Source organism: Lysinibacillus irui, from assembly GCF_028877475.1.
Classification (GTDB): Bacteria; Bacillota; Bacilli; order Bacillales_A; family Planococcaceae; genus Lysinibacillus; species Lysinibacillus irui.
In genome coordinates, this window is record NZ_CP113527.1 from 2,586,450 (window position 1) to 2,602,252 (window position 15,803).

The 15,803-nt window shown below is 38.0% G+C and carries 15 protein-coding genes; 8 read left to right on the forward strand and 7 right to left on the reverse strand.

What is annotated here, in order from left to right; genetic code table 11:
• Nucleotides 1–3: 3 nt before the first annotated feature.
• The 5 genes from OU989_RS13115 to OU989_RS13135 all read left to right on the forward strand — a co-directional run bounded on the left by OU989_RS13115 (nucleotide 4) and on the right by OU989_RS13135 (nucleotide 5,583).
• The gene (locus OU989_RS13115; RefSeq protein ID WP_155594023.1) at nucleotides 4–522 is read left to right on the forward strand and encodes an RNA polymerase sigma factor SigV; all 519 of its coding nucleotides are present in this window, start codon (nucleotides 4–6) and stop codon (nucleotides 520–522) included.
• Complete coding sequence (locus tag OU989_RS13120) at nucleotides 515–1,405, forward strand: anti-sigma-V factor RsiV (RefSeq protein ID WP_274793485.1); 891 nt, start codon at nucleotides 515–517, stop codon at nucleotides 1,403–1,405. The genes OU989_RS13115 and OU989_RS13120 overlap by 8 nt, the downstream gene beginning before the upstream one ends.
• Before the next feature lie 148 nt (nucleotides 1,406–1,553).
• Nucleotides 1,554–2,678 (forward strand): endospore germination permease, encoded by a 1,125-nt coding sequence (locus tag OU989_RS13125; RefSeq protein ID WP_274793486.1) that lies wholly within the window; start codon nucleotides 1,554–1,556, stop codon nucleotides 2,676–2,678.
• Entirely contained in the window at nucleotides 2,678–4,150 is a 1,473-nt protein-coding gene (locus OU989_RS13130) for a spore germination protein (protein WP_274793487.1), read from the forward strand. The genes OU989_RS13125 and OU989_RS13130 overlap by 1 nt, the downstream gene beginning before the upstream one ends.
• Before the next feature lie 75 nt (nucleotides 4,151–4,225).
• Nucleotides 4,226–5,583 (forward strand): IS3 family transposase gene (locus OU989_RS13135; RefSeq protein WP_274793488.1). Its coding sequence is split into 2 segments (ribosomal slippage): nucleotides 4,226–4,679 and nucleotides 4,679–5,583, totalling 1,359 coding nucleotides; the frame shifts between segments, so codons are not numbered across the junction.
• A gap of 53 nt (nucleotides 5,584–5,636) precedes the next feature.
• On the opposite strand, the gene OU989_RS13140 is transcribed toward OU989_RS13135, so the two are convergent.
• Nucleotides 5,637–6,056 (reverse strand): SRPBCC family protein, encoded by a 420-nt coding sequence (locus OU989_RS13140; protein WP_274793489.1) that lies wholly within the window; start codon nucleotides 6,054–6,056, stop codon nucleotides 5,637–5,639.
• A gap of 139 nt (nucleotides 6,057–6,195) precedes the next feature.
• On the opposite strand from OU989_RS13140, the gene OU989_RS13145 reads away from it, so the two are divergent.
• Nucleotides 6,196–6,594: a hypothetical protein gene (locus tag OU989_RS13145; RefSeq protein WP_274793490.1), complete on the forward strand. Its 399-nt coding sequence runs from the start codon at nucleotides 6,196–6,198 to the stop codon at nucleotides 6,592–6,594.
• 45 nt (nucleotides 6,595–6,639) lie between these two features.
• On the opposite strand, the gene OU989_RS13150 is transcribed toward OU989_RS13145, so the two are convergent.
• Nucleotides 6,640–8,400 carry an ABC transporter ATP-binding protein gene (locus OU989_RS13150; protein ID WP_274793491.1) on the reverse strand — a complete coding sequence of 587 codons (1,761 nt, stop codon included), beginning with the start codon at nucleotides 8,398–8,400 and terminating at the stop codon, nucleotides 6,640–6,642.
• 418 nt (nucleotides 8,401–8,818) lie between these two features.
• On the opposite strand from OU989_RS13150, the gene OU989_RS13155 reads away from it, so the two are divergent.
• Together OU989_RS13155 and OU989_RS13160 are read left to right on the forward strand one after the other, a co-directional pair.
• Nucleotides 8,819–9,580: a TerC family protein gene (locus OU989_RS13155; protein WP_274793492.1), complete on the forward strand. Its 762-nt coding sequence runs from the start codon at nucleotides 8,819–8,821 to the stop codon at nucleotides 9,578–9,580.
• A gap of 203 nt (nucleotides 9,581–9,783) precedes the next feature.
• Nucleotides 9,784–10,293 carry a ferritin gene (locus OU989_RS13160; RefSeq protein WP_274793493.1) on the forward strand — a complete coding sequence of 170 codons (510 nt, stop codon included), beginning with the start codon at nucleotides 9,784–9,786 and terminating at the stop codon, nucleotides 10,291–10,293.
• Between the two features lie 45 nt (nucleotides 10,294–10,338).
• On the opposite strand, the gene OU989_RS13165 is transcribed toward OU989_RS13160, so the two are convergent.
• From OU989_RS13165 to OU989_RS13185, 5 genes are all read right to left on the reverse strand, one after another.
• Nucleotides 10,339–11,640, reverse strand: coding sequence for a DUF4179 domain-containing protein (locus OU989_RS13165; RefSeq protein ID WP_274793494.1), 1,302 nt, complete (start codon nucleotides 11,638–11,640; stop codon nucleotides 10,339–10,341).
• A complete protein-coding gene (locus OU989_RS13170; protein ID WP_274793495.1) occupies nucleotides 11,641–12,150 on the reverse strand; it encodes a sigma-70 family RNA polymerase sigma factor in 510 nt (169 codons plus the stop codon).
• A 123-nt stretch (nucleotides 12,151–12,273) separates the two neighbouring features.
• A complete protein-coding gene (locus tag OU989_RS13175) occupies nucleotides 12,274–13,446 on the reverse strand; it encodes an iron-containing alcohol dehydrogenase (RefSeq protein ID WP_274793496.1) in 1,173 nt (390 codons plus the stop codon).
• Nucleotides 13,447–13,463: 17 nt separating this feature from the next.
• Nucleotides 13,464–14,309 carry an AhlS family quorum-quenching N-acyl homoserine lactonase gene (gene ahlS / locus OU989_RS13180; protein WP_274793497.1) on the reverse strand — a complete coding sequence of 282 codons (846 nt, stop codon included), beginning with the start codon at nucleotides 14,307–14,309 and terminating at the stop codon, nucleotides 13,464–13,466.
• Nucleotides 14,310–14,329: 20 nt separating this feature from the next.
• Nucleotides 14,330–15,751, reverse strand: a complete 1,422-nt coding sequence (locus OU989_RS13185) for an aldehyde dehydrogenase family protein (RefSeq protein ID WP_274793498.1) — start codon at nucleotides 15,749–15,751, stop codon at nucleotides 14,330–14,332.
• Nucleotides 15,752–15,803 lie beyond the last annotated feature (52 nt).

Consider the following 15,803-nt stretch of genomic DNA (forward strand, 5'->3'; position numbering starts at 1 on the left):
GACATGAAAACAAGAAATGCATTTCAACATGAAGAGGTGTTTGTCCAATTCATTCGTGAACAAAAAGAGCGATTTTATTTGCTCGCGTATAGCTATACAAAAAATGAACAGGACGCACTAGATGTTGTACAGGACAGTATTCAAAAAGCCATGCTGTCATTAGATCGACTTGAAAATGTGACCTATATGAAAAGCTGGTTTTACAAAATAGTTGTCCGTACAGCCATTGATTTTTTACGTAAGCATAAACGCTTACAGGTTACAGATGATGATACACTGCAATATTTAACTCCTGCCCAAGAGGACGTTTATGAAAATGTCGACTTGGAGCATGCATTAGATGAGCTCCCACAAATGTATCGTGAGGTTGTCATTCTTCACTATTTCGAGGATTTAAAGCTCGCTGACGTGGCGAACATCCTCGATATCAAGTTGAGTACAGCCAAATCGCGTCTTTATAAAGCATTAAAACTATTGAAAATACAATTAGAAGATGTGAAGGGAGAAACTGCACATGGATAAAAAATTACGAGATTTAGAAAAACAATATATAGAGGTTCCTATTCCAAAGGAGCTAGACTTTGTCGTTGAAAAGGCACTGAAGCAAGGCAGAAAAAAGAAAAAAAACCGTACACCACAATGGTTACTTGGTTCAGCTGCTGCAGCTATGCTATTTACTGCTAGCTTAAATGTTAGTCCGGCAATGGCCAAAACACTCTCTGAAATTCCCGTTGTCGGTAGTGTTGTCAAAGTATTAACATGGACAGAATATGAAGTGACAGAAGATAATTATGATGCCAATATTAAGGTTCCATCCATTGAAAATTTAGATAATCAAGACCTTGCGAATACATTAAATGAAAAATATCGTGCAGAGGGAAAGGCCCTCTACGATCAGTTCATCGCAGAAGTTGGTGATTTAAAGGCCAATGGTGGAGGTCATTTAGGCGTTGATAGTGGCTTTGAAATAAAAACAGATAATGAGCAAATATTATCGATTGGTCGTTATGTTGTGAATACAGTGGCCTCGTCTTCTACGGTGATGGAATACGATACAATTGATAAAGAAAATGAAATTTTAATTACACTACCGATGCTCTTTAAAGATCAACAATATATTAAGACGATTAGTGAAAATATCAAAGAGCAAATGCGTGCACAAATTGCAGAATCTAATCAAGAAAAAGTGTATTGGGTGAAAGGCGCTGGTCTTGCCGACGAAGATTTAATGGAGGAATTTACAACAATCAAACCAGATCAGTCATTTTATATTTCAGATCAAGGGAAGCTGGTGATTTCCTTCGATAAATATGAAGTAGCTCCAGGTTACATGGGTGTTGTAGAATTTGAAATTCCAACAGATGTCCTACAAGAAGATCTTGTTAGCATGAAATATATTCATTAATGTAGCTGACTTACCATACGACGAGGTATTTGACGATTGACTCATCAAATACCTCGTTTTTTCATGTAGACATACCATTTTTTGCTTATAAAGCTGACTTTTTTTGTCTAAGCTAATATGTATCAATCAATGTTAGAGGGTTTTCATCATGAAAGGTGTAGGATCAATCAGTATTTTACATGTCATCTTCCTATCAATGACAGTTATTGGCTTGAAAAACCATGTAACCATTCTTCCTCCTCTTTTAGATATGGCCAAAAGAGATGGCTGGCTATCCGTATTGTTTGCTGGAGGTATCATGTTCTTTTGGCTATTTCTTGTTGTGTATATTCACAAGAAAACTAAACAAGAATCCATCCGAGACTGGTTAAACGAAAAAATCGGAAAAATCGGCTCTACCATTATTATTTATGCGATTATTATTTTTTTAATGATTATGACGGCTTTTACAATGGTTGAAACCTTACAATGGGTCAATACGACATTTTTACCTCAAACGCCTGTTATCATATTATTAGTTATCTATATTTTTCTTTGTATACTACTGGTGACCACTAGTCTACAGACGATCGTCATCTTAAATGTCTTTGTATTATTTGGGGTTGTCGTTCTTGGCTTTTTTGTTGCCTTTACCAATATACAAGTAAAAGATTATGAATTATTACGACCCTTCTTTGAACATGGATTACAGCCCGTGTTTCGAGGTATGATATTCCCAGCATCAGGGTTTATTGAGCTGTTAATATTGTTATTTTTACAGCATCAGTATAAAGAGCAAATTCGCTGGTATCACTTTGCTATTATGCTAGCGATCCTAGTTGGTTTAACTTTAGGTCCATTAATTGGTGCCATAACGGAGTTTGGTCCAAGTGAAGCCGCTAAACAACGCTATCCTGCCTATGAAGAATGGGGTTTAGTGACGATTGGGCGCTATATTGAACATCTTGACTTCTTCTCTATTTACCAATGGTTAACCGGAACTTTTATACGTGTAAGTTTCCTTTTGTACATCGTAGCTGATTTATTGAAAATGACAGGAGATAAAAAGCGTATATGGCAAATGCTGGCACCTCCCTTCTTCATCCTTTGTTTACCATTAATTATGTTAAATGAAAGCTTATTTTTAAAGGTGAAAGGAAATTATATTTTAACCTTTACATTTATTTTTTTCTTTGCGCTGTCCATATTTTTCGTTATCGTAGCTTTCTTGTCGGATAAATCTTCTAAAAAGGGGAAAACTGATAAACAAGACATGAAAAGTGGTGAAGCATAATGCCTCAGCAAGAGCAAGCGCTAGATCTGCGTACAATTAAGAAATTGTTTCAAAAATCAGCGGATATTCAATATCAGGAATTTACCTTTAATCAGGAGAAAGTACACTTTATAACTTGTGATGCCATGATTGATCAACAAATGCTTAATGAGGTGATCATTCAACGTATTCAGTATCTTTATGATCATTTGGATGATGTTCCATTCGAAGAGAATATTGAAAGACATCTTCATATTCCAAGTTTGCAAAAAATAGAAGACAAGGAACAGCTCCTTACATTTGTATATAGTGGGTTTTTATTGCTTTATTTTCACAAAGACAATCTTGTCTATGCTAGCAATATCGCAAAAAAGCCTAATCGTAAACCTGAAGAAACACGCATGGAGGTTCTTGTAAAAGGGCCAAGGGATAATTTTATCGAAGATATACGCGTCAATATCGCACTTATCCGAAAACGATTACCGACCAATTCCTTTTGCGTAGAAAAAATGGAGCTAGGAAAACGTTCAAAGACAACGGTAGCCATTCTATATTTTGATGACATTGTAGATATGGACATTTTACATGGCATTAAAAAGCAGCTTGCAGCCGTTGATACGGATATTGTTTTTAGTGGCGATTTATTGATGGAACGGGTAAATAAAAATTCTAAGCTTTTTCCGAAGTTTGATTATACAGGAAGAGCCGATTATGCAGTTCAAGCATTAGCAAGAGGACGATTTGTTATTTTTGTAGATGGCGTCGCCTACGCTGTTATCACGCCTGTTAATTTGTTTTTACTACTTAAATCAGCCGAGGATAATGAATACCCTATAATCTTTAGTTCACTTGAACGCTTATTAAGAATATTTGGGATTTTAATCGGTTTACTACTGCCTGCATTTTGGCTTTCCTTAACGACCTATCATCAAAATCAATTACCATTACAACTACTCGCGACAGTTGTACAAGCAAAATCGGGGTTACCTCTCCCCTCTTCCCTTGAAATGCTGCTTATGCTTTTAATGTTTGAATTGTTTCGAGAAGCGGGCTTGCGTCTACCTTCCGTAATCGGAGGTACAATTAGTGTTGTAGGTGGATTAATCATTGGGGATGCAGCCATTCGTGCAGGTGTAACGAGCCCTGAAATGATTGTTGTCATCGCGATTTCGACGATCGCTTCTTTTACATTGGTTAATCAATCGCTTGTTACCTCTGTCAGCATCTTACGTGTTGCCTTTATCCTTGCAAGTGCCTTTTTCGGATTGTTCGGCTTCTTCGTTTCTTTATATTTTACACTCCTCTATGTATGTAATATTCGAATTTATGGCTATTCCTACATGAATCTTGCGACAGATTTAAATTGGGCTACCATTAAAAAATCCGTCTTCCGCTTATCACCCAAAGGCTATACTGAGCGCAATAAAGCACTGGCTCCTCAGGATTATACACGCTCACCTAAAGGCCATGAAAACAAAGAATCAAAAAGTTAAGCAAAAAGCATCCCTTTAAAAATGAACTGCCCCGTAAAAGTTAGACACCAATCTAACTTTTACGGGGGTTTTTTTATGGCAAAAGTAAAGGCTGAACAACGTATTCAAGCAGTCCAGCGATACTTAAATGGAGATGAATCTATGATTGAAATCGCAGAAGACATCGGAGTGACAAAAAGGGTTGTAAGTGAATGGGTTCGCCGATATCAAAAAAATGGTGTAGAGACTTTCTTAAAGTCCTATACAAACTATTCAGCTGACTATAAAATGAATGTACTAAATTATATGAACGAGACAGGTACATCTTCAGTTGATACAGCTGCTCTCTTTAATATTTCATCTTCTGGCTTAATTCGGGGTTGGAAATTAAAGTTTGAAGTTGGTGGTTATGATGCTCTTGTTTCCAAGAAAAAGGGGCGTCCATCCATGAAAAAAGACACAAAAAGAACAACGAAATCAATACCAGCTGAAGGGTCTGTTGAGGCGTTAACAGCACGTATTAAACAATTAGAAATGGAGAATGCCTACTTAAAAAAGTTGAATACTTTAGTTCAAATGAAAGAAAAATTACCAACCAAATCAAAGCGCAAGTAATTTACGAACTAAAGGAAATCTATGAAGTGGTGGAATTAATCAAAGTCGCTGATATTCCACGTAGTACGTATTATTACTGGGAAAAGCGTTTGAATCGTACTGATAAATACGCTGATGTGAAAGTCGCAATTCAGTCCATTTATCATGAACATAAGGGACGTTATGGCTATCGTCGGATTGCTAAAGAACTTAAAAAATACGGCATTGTTCATGATCCCAAAACGATTAACGGTTTGATGAATGCCATTGGCATAAAATGTGAAGTCCGCATGAGGAAATATCGTTCGTATAAAGGAAAAGTCGGAAAAATTGCCCCAAACATATTACAACGTGATTTTACAGCGAAAAAAATGAACGAGAAATGGGTAACAGACGTGACAGAGTTCCATCTATTTGGTGAGAAACGCTATTTATCACCAGTCCTTGATTTATGTAATGGCGAAATTATTGCATACACGGTAATGAATCGTCCAGTGTATAACCTCGTCCATGATATGCTAGAACAAGCATTGGAGCGCATTCAATCAGGTGATCAAGTCGTTCTTCATTCGGATCAAGGTTGGCACTATCAAATGAAAAAGTATCAACGAACCTTAAAACAACATGGGATTACGCAAAGTATGTCCCGTAAGGGCAATTGTTTAGATAACGCAGTCATAGAAAATTTCTTTGGCTTATTAAAATCTGAACTCCTGTATCTACAAGAATTTGAATCCATGGCACATTTCGAACAGGAACTTCATGACTATATTCACTATTACAATCACAAACGAATGAAGGCAAAATTAAAAGACCTAAGCCCGGTGGAGTACCGAACTCAGGTCTTAGAAGTAGCTTAACTAAATATGTCTAACTTTTTTGGGTCAGATCAAAAAGTAGGGATGCTTTTTTCTCAAATAGTATGTGCCCTTGCTTTAATACTGTCCAGTACACTTTCCCAATATTGCTTCATTTCTTCTCGCACTGTCTGATCAGAAAGATGTTCTTGGTGAAAACTAATCGTAGTTTTATTACTTTCTTTTGGTAGAATACGAATTTGAACGGTGGATGGTCTTGACCAACCTTCCTTTTGCCAAGTAAGTCGAAGCTGCTCTAACGGTTTAACAATTCTAATTTCCCCTGCCCCGATTTTAGAGTGATACTTCTGCCCAGGCTCCAAATGAAGAGTAGCACCATCCCCTACCCATGAATGTAAACCTTCCTTAGCAATGATTAATGCCCAAGCTTGCTCCTGTGAAAAAGGAAAAGTCCTTCTAACACCTATTTGAAAGCCTACACTTTTCGTTTGACCAATGATTTTCTCGTTATCCATTGCTTCACCTCAACCTTTTATGAAAGATTTAGTCACTGTCGTTTAAAAATTATTCCTTATTCAAAATTTATCATAAAATCTATCCAATATCATCTTGTGCTTTTATCTAGGTGGTAGAATTAAACTTGGGGGTGGTTGAATGAAAAAACAAGTGTTTGGGGTAATAGTCGGAATTTTATTTCTACTTTCTGCTTGTTCTCATGGAAAGACACAAACACTAGAAAAATTTTATCAAGATGCTCAAATTGAACAGGTGGATAAAGTAATTATTCAAGATGGTTCAACTGGCTATTACAAAACAATTACAAAGCAAGAACAAACCAATGATTTTTTAAATCTAATTAAAGATGTAGAATTTACGCCACAAACCAATCAAGAAGAGCGTTCTGGATGGCGATATGGCATTAAACTTTTAGATGGCAAAAAAGAATTTTCCTTTACATTAAATGAAATTGATGATATCTATTACGATTCAACCCCAGATATTCATCCTATTGTAGAGAGTTATTACAAACAGTTAGATGATGTAGAAGAATAGACAAAAAAAGGGAGATGATCAATATCATTCTCCCTTTTCCTTAACTTACGTTAGTTCAACAAAATCCTTGTGCATGCTTTGTTCTGTTTGTCCTTTCCGGAATTGAATATGATGGAGCTTAGCAAAGATTCCATCTTGTGCAACTAGCTCATCATAAGTACCGTCTTCTTCAATGCCGTTCGGTGTGACAACTAATACTCGATCTGCATTGCGAATGGTTGCCAATCGGTGGGCAATAACTAACGTTGTTCGATTTTCAGCAAGCTCGGTTAAAGACTGCTGGATAATCATCTCTGTTTCCGTATCTAATGCAGAGGTTGCTTCGTCTAAAATTAAGATTGGTGGGTTCTTCAAGAACATACGAGCAATAGCTAGACGTTGTTTTTGGCCACCTGATAATTTTAAGCCTCGTTCCCCAATTTGGGTATTATAGCCCTCTGGCAGTTCTGCGATAAATGCCTCTAAATGAGCCTTTTTCGCTGCCTCTCGAATTTCTGCTTCACTAGCATCTAGTTTTCCATAGGCAATGTTTTCACGAATGGTCCCTGTAAATAAAAAGACATCCTGCTGTACGATACCAATTTGTGCACGTAATGAAGCCTGTGTCATATTGCGTATATCGATACCGTCAATCGTAATCGCACCTTTAGAGACCTCATAAAATCTAGGAATTAACGAACAAATCGTCGTTTTACCGGCTCCTGATGGTCCTACAAAGGCAATGGTTTGTCCAGCTTTTACATCAAATGATATATCCTTTAAAACTTGTTTGGATGAGTCGTAATTAAAGTGCACTTTGTTGAACGCAATATCACCATCTAAATGTTTGATGACCTTCGCATCCTCACGATCTTGAATCTCAGGATCCTGCTCAATTAATTCACGGAATCGCTTAAAGCCAGCCATCCCTTTTGGATAAAGCTCTAATAATGCACTAATTTTATCAATTGGTTTGATAAGTACATTTGTATATAAGACAAAGCTCACGAGCTCCCCATAAGATAGCTTGCCATTAAAGCTTAGCCAAGCACCGACAACTAGCACCACTAATGTTAAAAGGCGAGTCATCATATATATGCTGGAGTGTGTTCCGGCCATAATTTTATAAGCATACAATTTTGCCGAGCGGAAGAATCCATTTTGCTCTTTAAATCGGCTAATTTCAAAATCTTCGTTTGTAAAGGATTTCACAACGCGCACTCCAGATACACTATCCTCTACACGCCCGTTGACATCAGCAATTTTACCGTACATCGTCTTCCAAGCATTATTCATTTTAATATTACTAAAAGTCACAAGCCATGTTAAAAATGGCACCATAATCGCTGCAATTAAAGCGAGTGTCGGATTCACATTGAACATAATAGCAAAGGCCCCAACAAAGGTCATAATGGCAATAAATAAATCCTCTGGTCCATGATGGGCAAACTCACCAATATCAAATAAATCATTCGTAATGCGGCTCATTATATGCCCTGTTTTGGTATTATCGAAGAAACGGAATGATTGTCTTTGGACATGTGTAAATAATTCCTGTCGCATATCAGTCTCAATATTAATGCCGAGTTTATGTCCTAAATAGTTGACAATAAAGTTAAGTAAAGTACTAATTGCATAAACAAGCAGCAATAAAATACTTACTTTCACAATCATGTTCCAATCGCCTGTTGGTAACAGTTCATCGATAAACCACTGAACGGCAAGTGGAAAAGCTAGCTCTAAAATGGCTACAATGATAGCACTCGAAAAATCGATGACAAACAAACGTTTATGTGGTTTATAGTAGGAAAAAAATTTTCTATACATGTTTGTCTCCTTTCTAAGTTGTAAAATTTTCGCCTATCTTTTAATAGTACCATTTGTGCAAACATAACGGAAAAGTATTTTTTCTCCATAGCAGTATATTTTTATTTACTTTCATTTTTCCGCATGCTATTATTTATGTAAGAACTGAATAGCTTTTGACTTTATTGTCAAAGGGGAGTAGCTAGCAGATGCGATCGATGCATCTGATTTCACATTCGTCATTACATGGTATCTACCATCGGGTGTGATGGCATTTCTTGTCACACAGAATACATTCTGTGCAACGAACAGTTAATTGCTTAGCAAGACCTTTGCCTATTTTTTAGGCAGGGGTCTTTTTCTTTTGCTTAAAATTAGGAAAGAATAAGTTAGAAGCACGCCATTCATTTCTGTTCAAAATTTAAAGGAGGAAATACATTTGGAGGCAATATTTTTAGAATACGCATGGGTACTCATCGTATTAATCGTACTAGAAGGTTTATTAGCAGCTGACAATGCAGTGGTGATGGCTGTTATGGTTAAGCATTTACCAAAAGGACAGCAACAAAAAGCTTTATTATACGGTTTGGTTGGGGCATTTATCTTCCGTTTTGCCGCACTATTCCTTATCACGACACTCGTAAATTTTTGGCAAATTCAAGCGATCGGTGCTGCCTATCTATTGTTTATGTCGATTAAGCATATTTATGATTCACGGAAGGCTTCGCAAAACCCCGAAGAAGTGCAGGAGCCTAAAAAGAAATCTGGCTTCTGGATGACGGTTGTCAAGGTCGAGCTTGCTGATATCGCGTTCGCAGTCGATTCAATTTTAGCAGCCGTGGCCATCGCCGTAACATTACCACATATCGGTGATTTTGATATCGGTGGCATTAATGCTGGTCAGTTTGCTGTCATGTTCTTAGGTGGTATTATTGGTGTCATTATGATGCGTTTTGCCGCTCGATGGTTTGTTAAAATTCTTGATAAATTCCCTTCACTTGAAACTGCAGCATTCCTAATTGTAGGCTGGGTTGGTGTAAAATTAGCTGTTTTAACATTAGCACATGAAAAACTGGGCGTTATTCCACACGAATTCCCACATTCGACTGTATGGAAAGCTACTTTCTGGATTGTCTTAGTCGCTATCGCACTTGGTGGTTACTTAGTCGGTGTCAAAAATCAAAAACAACAAGAACAATAAAGTTGAAAAAATCGCTAAGACTTATGTCGAAGCGATTTTTTCATTTTTCCCTGAATAGTCATTTGGAATAAATTTTCTAATTGAGAACGAATATCAATTAATTTTTGCATAAATTTCCACGAAAAATAAATTTTTTGTATGTTCCTCTTCCTACACTGTATACTAGTAAAGAAGTCATTTACTGCAAAAGGAGGAAAACCTTTATGTTATCTGAAAAACTACACACAGCTCTTAACGAACAAATGAATTTTGAATTTTACTCTGCACATGCCTACATGGCAATGGCAGCCTATTGCACTGATCAAGATTATGATGGCTTCGCTAACTTCTTTTTAGTACAAGCAGAAGAAGAACGTTTCCATGCCATGAAATTTTATAATTTCTTAAGTGATATGGGTTACCGCGCAACGATTCATGGCTTTGATAGCCCAGACAATCATTTTGAATCGATTTTAGATGCCTTTAAAACGGCCCTTTCTCATGAAAAAGAAGTGACACGTCGTATTTATAATCTATCAGATATCGCTTTAGATGAACGCGAGCATGCAACAATGGCCTTTTTAAAATGGTTCATTGACGAGCAGGTGGAAGAAGAATCTACATTTGATACATTAATTCGTAAATTCGAACGTATCGAAAATGACTCAAACGCCATCTTTATGCTTGATGCTGAATTGGCTACCCGTACTTTTACACCAGATGCGGAAGCGTAACATGTGATTTTAAAAAAATCTGCCATCCACGGCAGATTTTTTTTGTTAATTCAATGGAAGATCTATTATTTCTGTTCCCTCTAGGTAATTTTCATAATAATTAAAGTAAATCCGTACTGGGTTCACAATACCCTTTAAATCATAGCTTTCATTCTGGACAATTTGATTCTCTTTCGGACCAGAATGACTAGAGCCATTACTATAAAGTTCAGTGCCTTGAGCATCGACTGCTCTTCCTAGAAATGCACTTAATTTATCTTGAGAGTGCTTTGGTGCATGTAAGGTTACCATCTGATCATTCACTTGTATAGCTAGCCCTGCTAGTGGTGGCTTTGCTAACACCTTATTTTTATTAAAATCTACCTCTATATAATCCTGACCTACTGGTAGGGCTACTACTTTCCCAATGGCTAATGATAACTGCTTAGGTTCCCTAAAATAATTACTTTGCAGATAGAATGTCGCTTCCCCATCTAGTAAAGTCCCTGTTGCTGTCAGACCATTTTGAATCGTTGTCCAAGCCTCTCCCCTTTCGTCCAACATACGAATATCCTCAAAGCCTAAAATCCGCATCGTATTATGGGGATCAAGAGCCATTGTAATACCTGTTCGAAGTGGCGATATAGAAACAGATTTTACCGTTATATGCTGGCCTTCAAAGCTCAGTTCTTTATTTACTACATATACCTTAGCTTTAGCGATTGGTTTTTTCACTGAAAATGGGATGGAAAAAGTTGTTTGCTGTTGATCATTAACTTGTATTACTAATTCAAATTGTGCACCTTGATAATTAATCGGCTCGTTAAATGTTACTTGAAAATTTTCCTCAATGACCGTCGTTTCTTCTCCATGATACCAGCCATATCCCAGACCTACGGGTATTATTTCACCATTCAGTTTGAGATGTATGTTCTTGATGTCGAGCTGTTGAATATCGAATGGGGCGGTTAATGTATAAGGGAGGATCATCCCTGTTTCATCCGCAATAACACCTTGAAGTGTAAACGTTAATTCATTTTTACTTTGTGACACGCCAAGCTCCTCGTAATATTGATTATTTACAATATCTTGGACACCTTTATCATCGTTGATCATATGGACAATTGGTGCAAAAATAGGTATTTTTGCCAAACTATTTGCAAGTGCAGGAGATACACGAATAGATGTTACTAGCACTACTATCAATATCGTTACAATAGCAAGGCTTTGCCAAATTCGTTGACGTATTCGTTTTTCAGAATGGTAGCGATTCATACTTTTCAAGCGTGCGTTGACCAATTGCTCTTGTGGTACTTTTATTTGTGTTAATTCCTGGGCGAATTTATCATAATCAAACCTGTCCCTCATTTAATGCTCCCCCTTTTCCATAAAGTAGTGTTTTAGCTTGCTTAGTGCTGTATGCAATCTAGATTTAACCGTACCCTCGGGGATATTATGTAGTGCAGCAATCTCCTTGTTTTGTAAGTCATGAAAATATTTAAGAAAAATGAGCTCCTGCTGTGCTTTTGGTAATTTTGCAATAATTTCTGTCATTTCAAAGCGTTGATGATCCTGTGAATGATCACCCATTTCTACATTCTCCTGTAAATCTACACGTAATCTTTTTTCTCGCATATCATAGCAAATATTGAGTAAAATTCGGACAAGCCATGTACCAAAATAAGCTACCTCTTTTAAAGTATGTATTTTTTTTAAGCTTCGATAGGTTGTTTCCTGAACGGCTTCTACAGCATCATGTTCATTTCTTAAATAGGCAAAGGCAATACGATACAATGTCTGTTCATGGTTTTGAATAAGGCAAAGAAATGCCTGTTCATCACCAGCGATGGCACGCTTTACTAATGCTTGTTCATCCAACTTCCTCACTCCCCTCTAATGATTAGACTGTTGAGCGTGCTATTTCGTTCAGGTTTTTCCAAGTATTTATATCATAAAGCATAAAAAAGAGAAACGCTGAAAAATCAACGTTTCTCATGTTCTCTATGGTTCACGGACTTCGCCATCAAAGGCAGCTAGGTAAATTTGATAAATATCATCTCGCTCTAATGGCATAGGACTGCGTGCTAAAATACGTGTTTGTTTGGTTGCATCCTCTGTTAACTGTTCGAGTGCTGAAGCAGGTATACCGAATCCTTGTAAAGTGGAAGGAATTTGAACATCTTTAATTAGTTGTTGTAATGCTTCTACACATTTATAGGAAGCCTCTTGCTGTGATAAGTAGATAGAAGATACCCCCATCGCATCGACGATATCTTTCATACGTTTCTCACAACTTTGTCGGATATAGCCCATAACATATGGTAACAGCACTGCATTGGAGTCACCATGAGCAATATGGAATTGACCTCCAAGCGGATAGGCTAAAGCGTGAACACCGGCTACACCGGCATTGAAAAAGGCTAAGCCTGCTAAATAACTGCCATAACTCATATCGGTACGCGCTTGCTTGTCTTGCCCATTATGGACAGCTGTTCGTATTGACTGACTAATTAATCGGATAGCTTGTAGTGCAAGTGCGTCTGTTACTGCATTCGCATTTACTGATACGTAGGCTTCTATCGCATGAGTTAACGCATCTACACCAGTCGCAGCCGTCACCTTCGCTGGTAAGGAAATCGTTAAGGCAGGATCTACAATCGCTACATCTGCTAGTAAATAATCGTGTGTCACGACATCCTTGGTTGTGTCGAGTGACAGCACAGAGATATTAGTTACCTCCGAGCCTGTCCCAGAAGTAGTTGGAATTAAGATTTTAGGTAATCCTTTATTGTCTACTGTTTTTGTTCCAGTTAAATTTAAATAATCTGCCACTTTTCCATCATGTGTTGCTAATACAGCGGCAAGCTTTGCTAAATCTAGTGCGCTGCCCCCACCTACACCAATCACTAAATCAAATGGATGCTTTCTCGTAAAATCAACCAGTTTTTCTCCAATTGCGAGCGGAGGCTCTGGTGCAATATCGGTATAAATGGTTGTCTTGTAGCCTTCTTCAATTAAAGGCTTTTCAACATAATCTGTTAAACCTATTTCTTTTAATAATGGATCTGTCACGATTAAAATATTGTAAGCGTTAAATTTCTTTACCTCTAGCAGAAGCTGACTCAAACAGCCCCAGCCAGTATAACTAGCAGGTGTAAAGGTTAATTTATGCATGGCTTCTCTACTCCTATCTACTCGTAATAGCCTTCCGTCGATTTTCTAAACGATTTGAATTGAACAGGGTCATGTCCAAACCATACTTGTGAATTTGTTTCATGTGCTAATCTTCGAATCCGTTCAACCGTTGCATTATAGCCTACAGAATCATAGATAATGCCTGGTGGCTTGACAGGAGGACCAAAGCTTTCAGCTGTGTATATGGCATCTGAAGCTAAAATGATGCCACCTGTGTCAGGCATTTGAATATGCAACCCTAGCATGCCCCAAGCATGACCACTACCAAAATTCAATACTTGTATACCTTCTGCTAGTTTCACATGATCCTCGCCACGTTTAATGAGACGCCATTGTAGATTATTTTTAATCCACATATCAATGTCACCCCATACATAGGCACCGTCTTTTACATTTCTGGCATATGTTTGTAATGTGCCATTAAACTCGTCCTCCTGCACTATAATCGTCGCATTTGTAAACAGTTCTAAGCAACCTGCATGGTCGAGATGCAAATGAGAAGCTACGACATATTTGATATCCTCTGGGCGAACATTTAATTCTTCTAATCGGTGATGTAAATAGCATTCTTCTGGCATATTGATAGGAAATGCTTTTTGCGTAAATTCACCCCAACGTCCTTCTGGTCCCATCGAGTTTGGATTACACGCAGTATCAAATAAAATTTTGCCTTCTGGATGATCAATTAGAACAGTATAAACTGGGAATTCCACAAATTCATTTGGCTGATTTGGATGGTCGATCGTTGCAGGATTATGCATCGCAATCATATAGTTTTTATCCATTCGCATCGTACCATTGTCCATCACATACAATTTTGGGTGTTGTTTAATCATTTTCATTTTCCCATCTCCATTCGTGATTATTGGTTATTCCATATTACTAGCTTCATTTCCGTCATTTCTTCTAATGCATATTTAATACCCTCACGACCAGTGCCACTTTCCTTTACACCACCATATGGCATATGATCGACTCGATAGGTAGGTACATCATTAATCAGGACCCCACCTACCTGCAATGCTTTCGTAGCTTGAAAAGCTGTCTGAATAGAAGGTGTGAAGATACCCGCCTGTAGACCATAGTGAGAGTCATTGATAGCCGCTATCGCCTCTTCAATAGTCGATACTGTATTGACAGTAACGACAGGTGCAAAAATTTCTTCACAAGACACACGACTCTGTGGTTGAACATTATATAGAACCGTAGGCAATAAAATATGATTGTCAATGCGGCCTCCAGTAATCACTTGTGCTCCTTCAGCAACCGCTTCTTCAATCCATTGATACGCTCGCTGTTGTTCAGCTTGTGATATCATCATTGCTAGATCTGTCTGGCTATCCATTGGATCACCAATAGTCAGCTGCTCGATTTTGGCGTTCAGCAGCGTTAAAAATTCCTCAATCATACTCTCCATAACATAGATTCGCTGTAGAGAAATACAGACTTGACCTTGGTTGGAAAATGCCCCCATTACAATACGATCCATAATACGCTCGAGCTGTACCCCTTCATCAATAATTACGCCTGCATTGGAGCCTAATTCTAAAGTTACTTTCTTCAAACCTGCTCGATTGCGTAGAGAAATCCCTACTGCTGGGCTTCCTGTAAACGTAATCATTTTAACGTTTGGATGTGCTAAAAACACGTCGCCTACTAATTTTCCTTGACCTGTTACGAGATTAAAGGCACCTGCTGGTAAATTAGTTTGGGCCAATAACCTAGCTAGAAAATGAGCAGACAGTGCTGTTTGTGTGGCAGGTTTTAGAACGATTGTATTGCCTGCTGCTAATGCCGGGCCTACTTTATGGGCCACTAGGTTTTGGGGAAAGTTAAAGGGGGTAATCGCTGCCACGACACCTATTGGTTCACGAATTGTATAAGCAAAACGCCCCTCTCCATTTTTCGATGCATCCATAGGAATCATTTCACCAGTTAGACGCTTCGCTTCTTCAGCGGCAAATTTATACGTTTCAATTGTGCGATCAATTTCAGCGTAGGCATACTTTAACGGCTTTGCTGATTCCATAGCAATAATACTCGCCGCTTCCTCTCGATTTTCTGCAAAAAGGGTGGATAAATGCTCTAATATCTCTGCTCGTTGAAAAGCCGTTAATGCAGCCATTTGAGGAGCTGCGGCCTGTGCACTTTCAATGGCCTCCTTTACATCTTGCTCTGTGGCCATCGCAATTTGTGCCAATACCTCTTGTGAATAAGGGGCTAGGACCTCCACCCATTCAGCAGTCATCTTCCATTCTCCGTTGATCCATAAGCCCTTTTTCAACTTGATTCACTCCTTTCTTTATGGTTACGTATTCATTTCAGAAAATAAAGAA